This window comes from Methylobacterium indicum, assembly GCF_001043895.1.
Classification (GTDB): Bacteria; Pseudomonadota; Alphaproteobacteria; order Rhizobiales; family Beijerinckiaceae; genus Methylobacterium; species Methylobacterium indicum.
The window spans coordinates 1-14,506 of sequence record NZ_JTHF01000027.1 but is presented as its reverse complement, the minus strand read 5'-3'; the positions used below and the strand labels follow the sequence as shown (position 1 = coordinate 14,506).

The window sequence follows — 14,506 nt, the reverse complement described above, 5'->3', positions numbered from 1 at the left end:
GTACCGCCCGGGCGACGCGCCACCGCCTGCGGCGGCGCGTCGCCCGGGCGGTACGGGGCGGGCTCGGCGGGGGCGGCGCTTTCCTGGTACTGGTGAAGGCCAAGCTCGTCGGCTCGCTCGCCGGGAAGCTCGTGATCGCGGCGATCGTCGCAATTGGCTTCGCCTGGCCCCTCGCCGCCCTCGTTGCGGTCGTGATCGCGATGGCGATCGCGGCCCTGTTCGACGGCGGCCCGCTCGATCTCGCCGGATGCGACTGCCCCGGGCCGAACGCCCGCCGCGCCCGGCTGCGGGCGCTGATCGCGGAACGGCGGACCTGGCTCGCCGCGCCGGATGGCCCCGCGCCCCTCATTCGCTCGAGCCGGAAGCTCACGCGCGCCTGAGGGAAAAAGCCCTACGGGGGCTCCGTCCCGCAGGCGGCTTCGAGGATATCGGCCTCGGTCACCGTCTCCATCGGCTTGGCGATCTTGACGGCCCGGGTCGGCCGGCCCGCGAGCATCAGGAGGATCACCGTTTCGACATCCGGGCAGCCGGGATCGGCGCAGGCGATCTCGTTGACCGAGAGCGCGTCCTCCTCGGCGAGCGCCAGGATCCGGCGGGTGCGCTCCGTCAGATCCTTGCGCGACGCGGCCTGCGCGCTCGCTCGGGCGCGCAGGACCTTGAGGCTGTGGAACACGGAGCGTCAGGCCATGCCCGGCGTCCAGGCCGGGAACGGATCGGGCAGGGTCCGGTCGGCCGCGACCGGTCCGTCCTCCCCGCCGACGAGGCAGGCGTCGAGGGCCCGGCGGATCGCCGCCTCGTCGAGGCCGGCACCGATGAAGACGAGTTCCTGGCGCCGGTCGCCCCAGGTGTCGCTCCAGTGCCGGTCCAGCTCGTCGCGCCACTCGGGATGCTCGGGCCAGCGCGCGCGCGGCACCGCGGCCCACCAGCGGCCGAGCGGCGTCACCCGGGCGGTCGAGCCGGCGAGCGAGAACTCGCCGACCCAGTCCGGGCGGGTCGCGAGCCAGAAATGGCCCTTGGCCCGGATCAGCCCCGGCCAGGTATCCTTGGTGAAGGCGTCGAACAGCGCCGGATGGAAGGGCCGGCGGGCCCGGTAGACGAAGGAGCCGATGCCGTATTCCTCGGTCTCCGGCACGTGCTCGGCGGCGCCGTACAGCTCCTTGTACCAGAGCGGGTGGGTCTGGGCCTTCTCCTCGCTGAACAGCCCGGTCTCCAGCACGTCGCCGAGGGGCACCTGGCCGAACGCGGCCTCGACGATGCGGGCGTCGCCGTTGAGGCCGCGCACCACCTTGCGCACGAGGTCGCGCTGCTCGGCCGTCACGTCGTCGGCCTTGTTGATCACGACCACGTCGGCGAACTCGATCTGCTCGACCAGGAGGTCGACCAGGGTGCGGGTGTCGCCTTCGCCCGCGACCTCGCCGCGGTCGCGCAGGAAGTCGTGCGAGCCGTAGTCGCGCAGCAGGTTCACGGCGTCGACCACCGTCACCATCGTGTCGAGGCGGGCGATGTCGCAGAGCGCCCGGCCGTCCTCGTCGCGGAACGAGAAGGTGCTGGCGACGGGGAGCGGCTCGGCGATGCCGGTGCCCTCGATCAGCAGCGTGTCGAACCGGCCCTCCTCGGCGAGGCGGCGCACCTCCTGCATCAGGTCGTCGCGCAGGGTGCAGCAGATGCAGCCGTTGGTCATCTCGACCAGGCGCTCGTCGGTGCGCGACAGGCCGGCATCGCCCGCCCGCACGAGGTCGGCGTCGATGTTCACCTCGCTCATGTCGTTGACGATGACGGCGACGCGCCGGCCCTCGCGGTTGGCGAGCACGTGGTTGAGCAGGGTGGTCTTCCCCGCTCCGAGGAAGCCGGAGAGGACCGTGACGGGCAGGCGGGAATCGGTCGAACGGGCAGGGGACGTGGCTACGGACATGGGCACCTCCACATTCGTAACAATATAACATTGCCCATCGTGTCAAGGCGGCCCCCGTGGCACCGCTTCACCTTCTCGCCCGTGGCGAGCGGGCCTAGAGCGGGGGGTGCCTCCTAGGCAGGCTTGCGCTGGCAGGCCAACGCTTCGCCCGCTTAGGTTCTTGTTTTGTCGCAGATTTTTATCGCCGAACCGGTATCCACTTCGGCGAAATCTGCTTGGGAGATCGACGCGCCGCATGCGCAATGTCCTCCGCCTCCTCGTCCACGCGTCCCTCGCGGTCGCACTGCCCGCAGCGGCCCGCGCCGAGATGCCGATGCGCGGCCATGGCGGCCCGGTGCGGGCGCTCGCGGTGACGCCGGACGGGGACCGGGCGCTCACCGGCAGCTTCGACCAGTCGGCGATCCTCTGGTCGCTCGCGGACGGGACGGCCCAGCGGATCCTGCGCTTCCACGAGGGGGCGGTGAACGCGGTGGCGTGGCTGCCCGATGGCGGGATGCTCACCGGAGCCGAGGACGGACGCGTCGCGCTCTGGCACGCGGGGCCCGAGCCGGAACGGGTCCTGACCCGGCATGCCGGCCCGGTCACGGGGATCGCGGTGGCGCCGGACGGACGGACGGTCGCCTCCTCCGCCTGGGACGGCACCGCCCGGGTGACGCCCTTGGACGGTGGACCGGCGCAGGTCCGTGAGCATGGCGGCAACGTCAACGCGGTGGCGTTCCTGCCCGACGGCCGCCTCGTCACCGGCGGCTACGACGCGACGGTCCGGATCTGGCCGGAAGCGGGCGAGCCTCGCGCCATCCAGCTCCCCACTCCGGTCAACGCCCTGGTCGTCGCGCCCGACGGGGAGATCGCGACGGCCGGCGCCGACGGATCCGTCCGCCTGCTCGCGCCCGATGGCGGGGTGCGAGCCGAGGTCGCGGTCGGCCCCCGCCCGGTGGTGGCGCTGGCGCTCTCGCCCGATGGACACCGGCTCGCCGCCGCGACGGTCGGCGGCGCGGTGGCGGTGATCGACCGGGAGGCGGCGCGGGTGCGCCTCACCCTGGTCGGGCCGGGCCTGCCGGTCTGGTCGCTGGCCTTCCGGGGCGACGACGAGCTCGTCACCGGCGGCGGCGACCGGCTGGTGCGGCGCTGGGACCTCGCCACCGGTGAGCCGATCGGGCCGCTCGCCATGCCGCGCCCGGCCGACGGGCTCGCGGCCTTCGCGGGCGACCGCGGCGCGGAGGTCTTTCGCGCCTGCGAGGCCTGCCACACCCTGACGCCGGACGGCGGCAACCGGGCCGGGCCGACGCTCCACGGGGTGTTCGGCCGGCGCATCGGGACGGCGCCGGGCTACGCCTACTCGCCGGCCTTCCGGCAGCTCGATATCGTCTGGAACGCCGACACCATCGCCCGGCTGTTCGAGATCGGTCCCGCCCGGTTCACCCCCGGCACCAAGATGCCGGAACAGACCGTGCAAGAGGCCGAGGACCGCGCCGCCCTGGTGCGATTCCTGGAGACGGCGACGCGGTGAGGTGGGTTCGACCCTGGCATCGCGCCGGGGGGCGTGCGCGTTGACAGAGTATCGGCCGGGCGGGACATTACAGCACTGGAGGTCGCCATGCTGAGCGTCATCGAAGAGCTTTCGGGCGACGGCATCGTCCTCGACGCCGCGCATGTGCGGGCCCGCGTGGACGACTGGCAGGAACGGATCAACGATCTTTATCGAGAGATCACGGACTGGCTTCCCGATCTCTGCGTCAACCGGGACGGAACGGTCCTGATGGACGAGGAAGTGATGCGCGCTTACGGCGTATCACCGATCCGGCTGCCGATCCTGCGCCTTGCAGACGTGGGAGCGGAAGTGGCCACCTTCGTTCCGGGAGGTCTGTGGATCATCGGCGTCAACGGCCGGATCGATCTGTCCACGCGCAATGGTCGGTTCCTGATCATCGACAGGGCCGGTGTCTTCGCACACCCGCGGTGGACCATCGCTCCTGCTCTGCGCCGCCTCGATGTCGAGCCGCTCTCGCAGGCAACGCTCATCAGAGCCATCCGGTGAAGAATGGGTCAATGCAAGTCCGATCGGCGAAGGTGCTAACGTGAGAGACTTGGCGGCTATCGCTGCCGTCTACTCGGATACCGCGACGGGCTTCGATGCCCAACTCGCGCAGGCGCGGGAAGCCGCGGACACTGCCTTGGCTGACCGCATCGCGCGCAAGTAGCAGATCAACGACTCGGCCTACTTCATTCTTGCCTGGGGCCAACTCGAGGCCGAGATCAACCGGATGGCCGAACAGGCCGTCCGCAACCGTCGAAGCAGCATCCGCTGGGAGGACCGCCGCGCATGGGACGCGCATGATCCGGAGAACATGCGGGCGAAGTTCGAGGACCGGGCCGCGCTCGTGCTCGACCGCCTCAACGTCGCTTCCGACGCCTACCGCAGGACGATCCGCTACTATGGCTGGCTTAACGGGATCGCCCACGGCGCAAGCCTGGCGACCGGGATCGACGTCCCGGCTATCATCGGCGACCTCTATCAGATCGCTGGCGAACTCAGGGCCTGAAGCTCAGCCCTGCCGCGCCCGGATGTAGTCCTCCGAGGTCCGCGGCCGGTTCTCCTCCGCGGTATGGGGATCGAACCCTTCGGTGAGGACGTGCGAGACCCGGCAGGTGTCGCACATCATGAGCGCCTTGATCCGCTGTTCGCCGGCCGGGCCGGCGAACATCCAGTGGCGGTCGCGCAGGCGCCCGACGATCCGCTCGATGGTGCTGCGGGTGCCGAAGGCCTTGCCGCAGGCGATGCACTCGAACGGCTCCTCTTCCTTCAGCACCCGGCGGGGCGCCGCCCAGGCGGCGAAGTCGAGCTGCGGCACGAGGCCGATCACGTCCTCCGGGCAGGTCGCGGCGCACAGGCCGCATTGCACGCAGGCGCTCTCGGCGAAGGTCAGGCGCGGCCGGTCGGGATCGTCGGCGAGCGCACCGGTCGGGCAGGCACCGACGCAGGCGTGGCAGAGCGTGCAGGACGCGGTGTCGAAGGCGAGGCCGCCGAAGGGCGCGCCGGCATCGAGCGCCACCCGGTCGACGGGATGCGGCGCGGCGTGGTGCAGCTCGGAGACCGCGAAGCGCAGGACGCCGCGCACGTCGCCGTCCGGCATGAAGCCCGACGGGACCGGGGCGGGGGTGCCGCGGGGGCCGGTCGCCAGGGCCTCGCCCAGCGCGTCCGGATCGTCGGTCTCGATGAGCGAGACCACGGCGCCGCCCGCCGGCGCGCCGTAGCCGAGGGCCTGGACGATCGTCTCGAGCCGGGCGGCGTTGCGCAGAAGCGGGGCGACGTCGTGCTTGGGTCGCGCCCGCACGAGGAAGCGCACCGCGCTCGCGCCGTACGCGAAGGCCGCGGCCACGAGTTCGGGTCCGACCTGCGTCACCTCGTTGAGCGAGAACGGCAGCACGTCCGCCGGCAGCCCGTCGCCGAAGCGTGCGAGCGCGTCGATCAGCGGGGCGCCGTGCGCGTCGTCGTGGATCAGCAGCACCGGCGCGGCGCCGCCGGCCTTGCGGAAGGCGGCGAGGAGGGTGCGCAGGCGGCGCATCTGCGCGTCGGCCGGCGGCAGGGCGTAGGCGGCGGCCCCCGTCGGGCAGACCGAGGCGCAGGAGCCGCAGCCGGCGCAGACGTGCGGATCGATCGCCACATGGTCGCCGGCCGGCGCGATGGCGCCGGTCGGGCAGACGTCGAGGCAGCGGGTGCAGCCGGTGATGCGTGAGCGCGAATGGGCGCAGAGGTCGGCGTGGAAGTCGATGAAGCGCGGCTTGTCGAAGGTGCCGACGAGGTGCGAGGCCTCGAACAGCACGCGCTCCACAGCCGCCGGATCGCCGGGATCGGCCCGAAGATAGCCGCTGCGCAGCTCGTGCGCGGGGAAGAGCGGCGTGCCGCCGGTGAGATCGACGACGATGTCGCAGGTCGATATCGCCCCGTCCCGGGACGGCCCGAAGGCCAGCGCCCGGCGCGAGGAGGGCAAGGGCAGGGCGGTATCGTCGACCGTCAGGGTAAAGGCCCCGAGATGGCCCTTGGCCGTCCGCACCGTGCCCTTCAGAACCGGGACCTCGCCGCTCGACGGCACCGCGACCTCGCCCGGCCGGGAGAGCAGCACCGTGACGTCGAGGTGGTCGGTGAGCCGCCGCCCGGCCTCGATCGCCGCCTCGTCGCGGCCGTAGACCAGGGCGACGCCCTGGCTCTCGAAGCTCACATTCGCCGGCACCGGCAGCGTCTCGGTGGCGGCGGCCAGCAGGGCTGCCATCTTGGGCCCGGCGGCGGCGCCTTGCGCCGACCAGCCGGCCGTCTCGCGGATATTGGCGAAGGCGACGCGGTCCTCGGCGCCCAACTCCTCCGCCACCTCGCGAAAGAGCGGCGCCTTCAGGGTGCAGGACACGGTGACGGGGGCACCCGAGGCCAGGGCGGCCCGCACCCGCGGGAGTTCGCGACCGCAGAACTGGTCGCCCGTCTCGAGCGTCCCGCCGCAGCCCTTGCCGATCGCCGCCGCATCGAGGGGCATGCTGCCCTCGCAGGAACAGGCGATCACGATCCGATCCGACACCGCGCACGTCTCCGACCGGGCGCGGTCCTCGGCCTCGCCGGAGGCCGAAGCGCTGCGCGCCCCCTGGGGCGTCATGCCCCTTGTTCAGTGATCCAGCGCTATATAGGAGCCGTTAAAAAGAACGATCCGACACGTTCGCACAGGCCATCCGTTTCCCTGCCGCCATCCCCCTCATGACCCTCGCGGATTCCTCCGGACTGCTGCTGCCCCCCGTCTTCCGTTCGCTGCGCTTGCCCGCCGGGGCGGCAGGAACGGCGCATGAGCGGGCCTGCGCCCTTGCGGGCGACGACGACGAGGCCGCCGGGATGCTGGTCGTCGGCACCCGGCCCGACCTCGTGGATATCGCGGTGGTGCTGGCACCCGAGGAGCCGCTCGCGGTCGCCCGCCTCGCCGGGCTCGTCGGCCTGACCGCCCTCGCCGAGACCGTCGGCAGCCACGGGCCGCCCGACAAGCCGGTGACCCTCGACGGGGCCGGCGCCCTCTTGTTCGACCGGGCCCGCCTCGGTGGCGGGCGGCTCGCCTGGCCGGAGGGCTGCCGAGACGAGGCGGTGCCGGACTGGCTCGTCTTCTCCGCCATGCTGATTGCCTCGAAGCGCGAGGCGGGCGATCCCGGCCATACCCCGGATTCGACCTCGCTGGAGGAAGAGGGGTTCGAGACGACGGGCGACGCGCTGGTCGAGAGCTTCGCCCGTCACCTGCTGCGCGGCCTCGCGCTCTGGGCCGAGGACGGTCCCCCCGGCGCCCGGGCCCGCGCCCGCGGCTTCCTCGGCACCGATGCGGGCCTGCCCGTCCTCGACGGCGCCGGCTGGTTCGATCCCGTCCGGGGAGGGCCGCGCCTGTGAGCCTCAAGCTTCCCCGCACGCTCCGGCTCGACCCGTCCGACACCCTGGTCTTCCCCGAGGCCGCCCCGCCCGGCGAATGGGCGGTGAGCGGCAGCTTCCTGTTCCTCGACGACGATCCGGCGACGCTCGCCGGCAAGGCGCGGGCGGCGTTCCGGGCCGGGTTCGTCGGCATCGATTCGTTCGGTTTCTCGACCCTGGTGGTGGTGAGCGAGGCGAGCGAGGCCGAGCGCGAGGCCGCCACCGCGGCGCTGGCGACGCAGTTCCTGGCCCGCCTCGGCGCGCCGGACCGCGCGAGCGCGCTCGCCGCCGCCCGGGAGGAGATCGGCATCGCCGAATCGCTGTGCGGCCCGCCGGTCGGCACGGTGCTGGCGCTGCACCGGACGCTGGAGGACGGCGAGATCCGCGAGCGCTTCCGCGCGTTGCGCCCCCGGGAGGGCGCCGTCCCCGGCACCGATCGACGCCACGCCTATGCCCGCGCCTTCGATTTCTACGAGACCGACGACGAGCCGGAGGAGCGGGTCGACCTCGCGGGGTTGCTGGCCGGCAAGCCGGACGGCGATCCGCGATGACGGTTTCCTCGCGTCACGCCGCCGACCGCGATCCCACCCGCGAACTCATCCTGAGGTGCTGCCGCTTGCGGCAGTCTCGAAGGAGGGCTCCAGTGATCCCTGTACCGTCTGGAGGCCTCCTTCGAGGCTCCGGTTGGTCGCGCCTCAGGATGAGGTCGCGGGTGGGATGCCGGGCCTCATCGTCCATCTTTGGCAACACTATTCCTTACCCGGTTCCGAATCCCCACCATGCCTGAATTCTGGGTCTCGAGCGGCCATCATCTCACCCGGCGCGACGCGGGCGGCGGGCTCGTCGTCACCGACGAGTTTCTGCTGGCCTATCTCGCGCGTCCCGAGCTGGTGCCGCCGGAGGAGGCCTGCGACGCCGAGCGGGCGCTGTACGCCGCGCTTCTCGCCGATCCCCGCCGCAGGGTTGCGCCTGCCGAGGTCGCGGCCCTGGCCGACGCCGATGCCCGCGAGAACTGGGAGATGATCCTCGCCTTTCGCGACCGGCTGCTCGCCGCCCGCTCGGTCGAGGCGGCCTATCTCGATCTCGTGCGAAACGGTGCGGCCGGCACGCCGCCGCTCTTCCTCAACCAGCTCGTCCACCTGATCCTGCGCAACGCGCTCGACGGCTGCGACGACCCCTATACCCTGCGGGCCGCCGAGCTGTTCTTCCGGCCGCAGCGGGCCTCGCTCAGCAACGGATCGCTGCTGCTCGCCGATGCCGAGCTGATTGACGAGGCCGAGGGCGCAGGCCGCCCATCGCCCCTCGTCGCCATGCTGGGACGCGAGCCGGTCTCCGAGCTCGACGTTCTCACCGCCGACAACGCCTGGACCTACTGGAGCCGGTCGGACGCCTTCAGCATGGCGCTCAACCTCGGCTCCGATCCGAAGAGCCGCGAGGGGCTGGCCCGGGTCATCGAGGCCTTTCTGCGCCACCTGATGGCCGTCGAGGTGGCGGTCGCGCCGATACCCGCGATCGAGGACAGGGATTGGCGCTGGTTCGTCGGGCTCGACGCGGAGGGGACGCGGATCGGCAACGCCCTGTGGCGCGGCGAGGCCGTGGATTCCACCGCGAGCGAGCGGGTGCTGGCCCTGTTTCGCCTCGCCATCCTCGACCCCGCCCGGGCCGATCCGCGGATCGAGGGGCGGCCGGTCTACCTGCTCCTCGCCATGACCCCGGACCGGCTGGTGACGATGAAGCCGCAGAACCTGATCGCCGGGCTCCCCCTCGTCGCGACCGGAGAGGCCTGATGGGCACGCAGCTGATCACCGTCGGGGTCGTCGTCGCCAAGCGCCGGCTGAAGGGGCCGTGGGCGAGCCATGCCTGGTTGCCCGTCGCGGTGCTGCCGGGGCTCCCCGGTACGAAGCCGTGGACCCGCCTCTCGGCCAGCGAGGAGGAAGAGACGTTCTACGCCGGGTCCTACGAGGTCGAGCTGCACCCGGCCGAGACCGCGCATTACGGCGACAACCTCGCGGCGGCCCGGCCCTCGCTCTGGGTCGCGTTGCGCGAGACCGGCCCCGAGACCTACGCGGTCGCGACCGTCACGGCCGATCCCTACGAGGGCGAATCGCTCGCCGAGGGCATCGGCGAGATCGTCGAGGCGGTCCCGATGCCGCCCGAGATCCAGGCCGAGGTCGGGGCCTTCTACCGGGCCTTCCACGTCGAGCGGGTCTTCCACAAGCGCAAGCGCGACCGGGCCGACCCGGAGGCGCTGGCCCGCCAGGAAGCCGGCGCCCGGCGCCGGCCGGAGGAACCGTGAGCGACGGCTTTCTCTCCCGCTGGTCGCGGCGCAAGCGCGACGAGGCGCGCCGGCCGGCCGAGGCGCCGGAGCCGCCCGCGGCGGACGTCGCCGCGGAATCGTCGGAGGAGGGGGAGGGCCTGACCCCCGAGGAGCTGGCCGCGCTCCCCTCCCTCGACACCCTCACCGCCGCGACCGACCTCGCGCCGTTCCTGCGTGCCGGGGTGCCGCGGGTGCTGCGCAACGCGGCGCTGCGCCGGATGTGGTCGGTCGATCCCACGATCCGCGACTTCGTCAGCGAGGCGCGGGAATACGCCTACGACTGGAACACCCCCGGCGGCGTGCCGGGCACCGGCGGCCTGATCCCGGCCGAGGAGGTGCGGGCGATGGTCGAGCGGGTGTTCGGGGGGCAGCCGCCAGCCGCAGAGCCCGACGATCCGGACGCGCCCGCCTCGTCTCCCGGCGAGCGGGGAGAGGGCTCCGCCGACCTCGCCGTCGGCGCGGCGAGCGGTGAACCGGGGGGGCGCGGCGAGGCGGTGGTACCGGACGAGGCTCCGTCTGAGACACCTCCTCACCCTCGCTCCGGCTGCGCCTCCGCTCACGTCATCCCCGACGAGGGGGATGACGTCCTCTCCCCGCCCACGGGGAGAGGGGACAACCCCGCTCTTCCGTTTGCCTCGACCGCCTCGTCGCCGCTCGGCGACGCGACGACCCCGGATCGTCGTCGACCCGATCCCGAGCCGACTCCCGATCCTCGCGAACGGCCCCGCCTGCGACGCCATGGCGGGGCGACTCCGATTTGAAGCGTTAGAAAGTAGAATTGCGCGCGACGGATTCCCCGCTATGGTGCCGGCCCGTACTGCCCGATCCTCCGCCAGAAACAGAGGGGAAACGGCAGCCGCCGGGAGGCCGAGCCGCGTTGCGTGAGGTGATGGTGAGTCAGGGGTCCGGTCCGGTCGAGGAGATCGACGCGCTGCGCGCGCAGGAATACGATCTCCTGGCGACCCTGCTCGGGCGTGCGCCGGCGCCGGATCTGCTCGCGGCCCTGCACGGTCTCACGGGCGACGGCTCGCCGATCGGTCGGGCGCACGATGCGCTGGGCCGCGCCGCCCGCGAGGCCGATCCGCGCGAGGTCGGCCGCGATTACTTCGCGCTCTTCGTCGGCGTCGGCCGCGGGCTGATCATGCCCTACGCGTCGTACTACCTCACCGGCTTCCTCAACGAGCGTCCGCTGGCGCGGGTGCGCCAGGACCTGGCCGAGCTGGGGCTCGAGCGCGATCCCTCGTCGAGCGAGCCGGAGGACCATGCCGCGACCCTGCTGGAGGTGATGGCGAGCCTCGCCTCGGGGCGCCTGGCGGCGGAGCCGGGGACGGATCACCGCTTCTTCGAGCGGCATCTGAAGCCGTGGATCGGGCGTTTCTTCACCGACGTTGCGGCGCAGGCCGCGACCCCGTTCTACCGTGCGGTCGGGGAACTCGGCGAGGTGTTCACGACGGTCGAGACGGAAGCCTTCGCCATGGACGCCTAGGACCGACAGTGACCAGGGCGCCAGCCCACCGATGGAATGGGGGCGCGCCGGCCACGGCCGCGCCGAACGAGACGGTTTCGAAGAGGAGAGCCGCGATGCGGCAGGACGACGACACCCGGAAGGACGACACCCGGCTCGGACGGCGCCAATTCTTCCGCGCGCTCGGCGGCGGCACCGCCGCGGCGGCGGCCGCGGTCGCCTCCGTGCCGCTGACGCCCACCGAGGCGCAGGCCTACGACCCCGGCAATGCCGAGACCCGGTCGCGCTACCGCGAGACCGATCACGTCAAGGCCTTCTACCGCACCAACGGCTACGAGACGCTGAAGAAGTGAGACCGGCGATGCTGACCAAGCGCAGGAGCGGCATTGCGGGCCGCGGCAGCCACCAGGCCCTCGCCGCGGGCCTGACCGCCCACACCCTCGACCGCCGCGGCTTCCTGCGGAAATCGGGGCTCGCCGCCGGCGGCCTCGCGGCCCTCGGCACGGTGCGGCTCGGCGCGGTGCGCCCGGCCCGGGCCGCCGGCTCCTCGGCCGAACCGGCTCAGGCCGTGATCCGCAAGAACGTCTGCACCCATTGCTCGGTCGGCTGCACCGTCACGGCGGAAGTCGTCAACGGCGTCTGGGTCGGCCAGGAGCCGTCCTGGTCGAGCCCGATCAACCGGGGCGCGCATTGCGCCAAGGGCGCGGCGATCCGCGAGCTGGTCCACAGCGACCGCCGCCTGCGCTACCCGATGAAGATCGTGAACGGAGAGTGGCAGCGGGTCTCCTGGGACCAGGCGATCACCGAGATCACCGACAAGCTCAAGGCGATCCGCGCCAAGAACGGCGCCGATTCGGTCTACTGGCTCGGCTCGGCCAAGTTCACCAACGAGGCGTCCTACCTCTTCCGCAAGTTCGCGGCCTATTGGGGCACCAACAACGTCGATCACCAGGCCCGCATCTGCCACTCGACCACGGTGGCGGGTGTGGCCAACACCTGGGGCTACGGCGCCCAGACGAATTCCTACAACGACATCCGCAACGCCAAGACGATGATCATCCTCGGCGGCAACCCCGCCGAGGCGCACCCGATCTCCATGCAGCACGTGCTGTCGGGCAAGGAGATCAACCGCGCCAACATGATCGTCATCGATCCGCGCTTCACCCGGACCGCCGCGCACGCGACCGAGTACGTCCGCATCCGCTCGGGGACGGACATCCCGGTGATCTGGGGCATCCTCTGGCACATCTTCCAGAACGGCTGGGAGGACAAGGCCTTCATCGAGAGCCGCGTCTACGCGATGGACGACGTCCGCAAGGAGGTCGCCAAGTGGACGCCCGACGAGGTCGAGCGGGTGTCGGGCGTGCCGGGCGAGCAGCTGAAGCGCGTCGCCGAGCTCTTCGCCAAGGAGAAGCCCGCGACGCTGATCTGGTGCATGGGCGCGACCCAGCACACGGTCGGCACCGCCAACGTGCGGGCGCTCTGCATCCTGTGCCTGGCCACCGGCAATGTCGGCAAGCCGGGGACGGGCGCCAACATCTTCCGCGGCCACACCAACGTCCAGGGCGCGACCGATCTCGGCCTCGATGTCACGACGCTGCCGCTCTATTACGGCCTCGTCGAGGGCGGCTGGAAGCACTGGGCCCGGGTCTGGGAGGTCGAGTACGACTGGCTGCAGTCGCGCTTCGACGAGGTCCCCGCCAGCGCCGGCCGCAAGGCCCGCTCGCGCAAGGAGAACATGGAGACCCCCGGTCTCACCTCGACCCGGTGGTTCGATGCCGTCAGCCTGCCGGCCGAGCAGGTCGACCAGCGCACGCCCCTGAAGGCCATGATGGTGTTCGGCCACGGCGGCAACACCGTGACCCGGATGCCCGAGGCGGTGAAGGGCATGGCGGAGCTGGAACTGCTGGTCGTCGCAGACCCGCACCCGACCACCTTCGCGGCCATGGATGCCCGCAAGGACAACACCTACCTCCTGCCGATCTGCACCTCGCTGGAGATGGATGGGTCGCGCACGGCCTCGAACCGCTCGATCCAGTGGGGCGAGCAGATCGTGAAGCCGGCCTTCGAGTCGAAGAACGACTACGAGGTCATCTACCGGATGGCGAGCAAGCTCGGCTTCGCCGACAGCCTGTTCAAGAACATCAAGGTCGTCGACGGCATCCCGGATGCCGAGGACCTGCTGCGGGAGATCAACCGCGGCGGCTGGTCGACGGGCTATTGCGGCCAGAGCCCCGAGCGCCTCAAGGCGCACATGAAGAACCAGCACAAGTTCGATCTCGTCACGTTGCGCGCGCCGAAGGACGATCCGGAGGTCGGCGGCGACTATTACGGTCTGCCCTGGCCGTGCTGGGGCAAGCCGGAGATCAAGCATCCCGGCACCCACATCCTCTACAACACGTCGCTGCACGTGAAGGAGGGCGGCGGCACCTTCCGGGCCCGGTTCGGCACCGAGCGCAACGGCCAGACGCTGCTGGCGGAAGACTCCTTCTCCAAGGGGTCCGACCTGACCGACGGCTACCCCGAATTCACCTTCGGGGTGTTCCGCAAGCTCGGCTGGGACAAGGACCTGACCGAGACGGAACTCGCGACGATCAAGCGGATCGGCGGCAACAACCCGGATGCGGTGAGCTGGGCCACCGACCTGTCGGGCGGCATCCAGCGGGTCTGCCTCGACCACGGCGTGATCCCGTTCGGCAACGGCAAGGCCCGGGCGAATGCCTGGAATCTGCCCGACCCGGTGCCGGTCCACCGCGAGCCGGTCTACTCGCCCCGTCCCGACCTCGTCGCCAAGTACCCGACCCGGCCGGACGAGCGGCAGTTCCGCATGCCCAATGTCGGCTTCTCGGTGCAGAAGGCGGCGGTCGATCGCGGCATCGCCAAGCAGTTCCCGATCATCCTGTCCTCCGGCCGCCTCGTCGAGTACGAGGGCGGCGGCGAGGAGACCCGCTCGAACCCCTGGCTCGCCGAGCTGCAGCAGGACATGTTCGTCGAGGTCAACACGGCGGACGCCGCCGAGCGCGGCATCAAGGACGGCCAGTTCGTCTGGGTGTACGGCCCCGAGAACTCGTCCAAGGCCAAGGTGAAGGCGCTGGTGACGGATCGCGTCGCCAAGGGCGTCGCCTGGATGCCGTTCCACTTCTCGGGCTGGTTCCAGGGCAAGGACATGCGCGACTTCTACCCGAAGGGCGCCGACCCGGTGGTGCTCGGCGAGAGCGTCAACACCGTCACCACCTACGGCTTCGATCCCGTCACGGGCATGCAGGAGACCAAGGTGACCCTCTGTCAGATCAGTGCGGCGTAAGGGAGGGGATCCTCATGGCCAGAATGAAGTTCCTCTGCGACGCGGACCGCTGCATCGAGTGCAACGCCTGCGTCACCGCC

General features: G+C 71.5%; 15 protein-coding genes and 1 pseudogene. 13 read left to right on the top strand and 3 right to left on the bottom strand.

All coding sequences use genetic code 11. The features are described from left to right. Nucleotides 1-380 (top strand): hypothetical protein (locus tag QR78_RS34805; protein ID WP_048426175.1); only part of this gene is annotated, 380 nt, incomplete at its 5' end. 11 nt (nt 381-391) lie between these two features. Here QR78_RS34805 and QR78_RS03830 read toward each other — a convergent pair. Both QR78_RS03830 and QR78_RS03825 read right to left on the bottom strand, forming a co-directional pair. Further along, nucleotides 392-673, bottom strand: a complete 282-nt coding sequence (locus tag QR78_RS03830; RefSeq protein WP_048426174.1) for a hypothetical protein — start codon at nt 671-673, stop codon at nt 392-394. A gap of 6 nt (nt 674-679) precedes the next feature. Next, a complete protein-coding gene (locus QR78_RS03825) occupies nt 680-1,912 on the bottom strand; it encodes a GTP-binding protein (protein WP_048426173.1) in 1,233 nt (410 codons plus the stop codon). A 235-nt stretch (nt 1,913-2,147) separates the two neighbouring features. On the opposite strand from QR78_RS03825, the gene QR78_RS03820 reads away from it, so the two are divergent. From QR78_RS03820 to QR78_RS03810, 3 genes are all read left to right on the top strand, one after another. Next, a complete protein-coding gene (locus tag QR78_RS03820) occupies nt 2,148-3,422 on the top strand; it encodes a c-type cytochrome (protein ID WP_048426172.1) in 1,275 nt (424 codons plus the stop codon). Nucleotides 3,423-3,509: 87 nt separating this feature from the next. Next, the gene (locus QR78_RS03815; RefSeq protein ID WP_048426171.1) at nt 3,510-3,950 is read left to right on the top strand and encodes a hypothetical protein; all 441 of its coding nucleotides are present in this window, start codon (nt 3,510-3,512) and stop codon (nt 3,948-3,950) included. Nucleotides 3,951-4,176: 226 nt separating this feature from the next. After that, nucleotides 4,177-4,455 carry a hypothetical protein gene (locus tag QR78_RS03810; RefSeq protein WP_048426170.1) on the top strand — a complete coding sequence of 93 codons (279 nt, stop codon included), beginning with the start codon at nt 4,177-4,179 and terminating at the stop codon, nt 4,453-4,455. A gap of 3 nt (nt 4,456-4,458) precedes the next feature. Here the strand turns inward: QR78_RS03810 and QR78_RS03805 are convergent, their stop codons facing one another. After that, nucleotides 4,459-6,438: a 4Fe-4S binding protein gene (locus QR78_RS03805; RefSeq protein WP_048426177.1), complete on the bottom strand. Its 1,980-nt coding sequence runs from the start codon at nt 6,436-6,438 to the stop codon at nt 4,459-4,461. A 215-nt stretch (nt 6,439-6,653) separates the two neighbouring features. On the opposite strand from QR78_RS03805, the gene QR78_RS03800 reads away from it, so the two are divergent. The 9 genes and pseudogenes from QR78_RS03800 to QR78_RS35700 form a co-directional block, all read left to right on the top strand. Continuing rightward, on the top strand, nt 6,654-7,322 hold the full coding sequence (locus QR78_RS03800) for a biotin/lipoate--protein ligase family protein (RefSeq protein ID WP_053220782.1): 669 nt from the start codon (nt 6,654-6,656) through the stop codon (nt 7,320-7,322). Beyond that, a complete protein-coding gene (locus QR78_RS03795; protein WP_048426169.1) occupies nt 7,319-7,891 on the top strand; it encodes a DUF6505 family protein in 573 nt (190 codons plus the stop codon). Before QR78_RS03800 ends, QR78_RS03795 begins: the two co-directional genes overlap by 4 nt. A gap of 228 nt (nt 7,892-8,119) precedes the next feature. Further along, entirely contained in the window at nt 8,120-9,127 is a 1,008-nt protein-coding gene (locus QR78_RS03790) for a DUF6352 family protein (protein WP_048426168.1), read from the top strand. After that, on the top strand, nt 9,127-9,636 hold the full coding sequence (locus tag QR78_RS03785) for a DUF3305 domain-containing protein (RefSeq protein ID WP_048426167.1): 510 nt from the start codon (nt 9,127-9,129) through the stop codon (nt 9,634-9,636). Before QR78_RS03790 ends, QR78_RS03785 begins: the two co-directional genes overlap by 1 nt. Beyond that, entirely contained in the window at nt 9,633-10,418 is a 786-nt protein-coding gene (locus tag QR78_RS03780; RefSeq protein ID WP_048426166.1) for a DUF3306 domain-containing protein, read from the top strand. Before QR78_RS03785 ends, QR78_RS03780 begins: the two co-directional genes overlap by 4 nt. A 128-nt stretch (nt 10,419-10,546) precedes the next feature. Further along, the gene (locus QR78_RS03775; RefSeq protein ID WP_048426165.1) at nt 10,547-11,143 is read left to right on the top strand and encodes a TorD/DmsD family molecular chaperone; all 597 of its coding nucleotides are present in this window, start codon (nt 10,547-10,549) and stop codon (nt 11,141-11,143) included. Between the two features lie 95 nt (nt 11,144-11,238). After that, nucleotides 11,239-11,475: a formate dehydrogenase gene (locus QR78_RS03770; protein ID WP_048426164.1), complete on the top strand. Its 237-nt coding sequence runs from the start codon at nt 11,239-11,241 to the stop codon at nt 11,473-11,475. Nucleotides 11,476-11,483: 8 nt separating this feature from the next. Next, the gene (locus tag QR78_RS03765; RefSeq protein WP_048426163.1) at nt 11,484-14,426 is read left to right on the top strand and encodes a formate dehydrogenase subunit alpha; all 2,943 of its coding nucleotides are present in this window, start codon (nt 11,484-11,486) and stop codon (nt 14,424-14,426) included. A gap of 14 nt (nt 14,427-14,440) precedes the next feature. After that, nucleotides 14,441-14,506, top strand: a pseudogene (locus tag QR78_RS35700) (formate dehydrogenase); the annotation flags it as partial.

Bases quoted from the DNA above. Each gene is read 5' to 3' on its own strand.
- QR78_RS03825 (WP_048426173.1), bottom strand. From the start codon at position 1,912: ATGTCCGTAGCCACGTCCCCTGCCCGTTCGACCGATTCCCGCCTGCCC.
- QR78_RS03820 (WP_048426172.1), top strand. From the start codon at position 2,148: ATGCGCAATGTCCTCCGCCTCCTCGTCCACGCGTCCCTCGCGGTCGCA.
- QR78_RS03815 (WP_048426171.1), top strand. From the start codon at position 3,510: ATGCTGAGCGTCATCGAAGAGCTTTCGGGCGACGGCATCGTCCTCGAC.
- QR78_RS03810 (WP_048426170.1), top strand. From the start codon at position 4,177: ATGGCCGAACAGGCCGTCCGCAACCGTCGAAGCAGCATCCGCTGGGAG.
- QR78_RS03805 (WP_048426177.1), bottom strand. From the start codon at position 6,438: ATGCCCCTCGATGCGGCGGCGATCGGCAAGGGCTGCGGCGGGACGCTC.
- QR78_RS03800 (WP_053220782.1), top strand. From the start codon at position 6,654: ATGACCCTCGCGGATTCCTCCGGACTGCTGCTGCCCCCCGTCTTCCGT.
- QR78_RS03790 (WP_048426168.1), top strand. From the start codon at position 8,120: ATGCCTGAATTCTGGGTCTCGAGCGGCCATCATCTCACCCGGCGCGAC.
- QR78_RS03785 (WP_048426167.1), top strand. From the start codon at position 9,127: ATGGGCACGCAGCTGATCACCGTCGGGGTCGTCGTCGCCAAGCGCCGG.
- QR78_RS03775 (WP_048426165.1), top strand. From the start codon at position 10,547: ATGGTGAGTCAGGGGTCCGGTCCGGTCGAGGAGATCGACGCGCTGCGC.
- QR78_RS03770 (WP_048426164.1), top strand. From the start codon at position 11,239: ATGCGGCAGGACGACGACACCCGGAAGGACGACACCCGGCTCGGACGG.
- QR78_RS03765 (WP_048426163.1), top strand. From the start codon at position 11,484: ATGCTGACCAAGCGCAGGAGCGGCATTGCGGGCCGCGGCAGCCACCAG.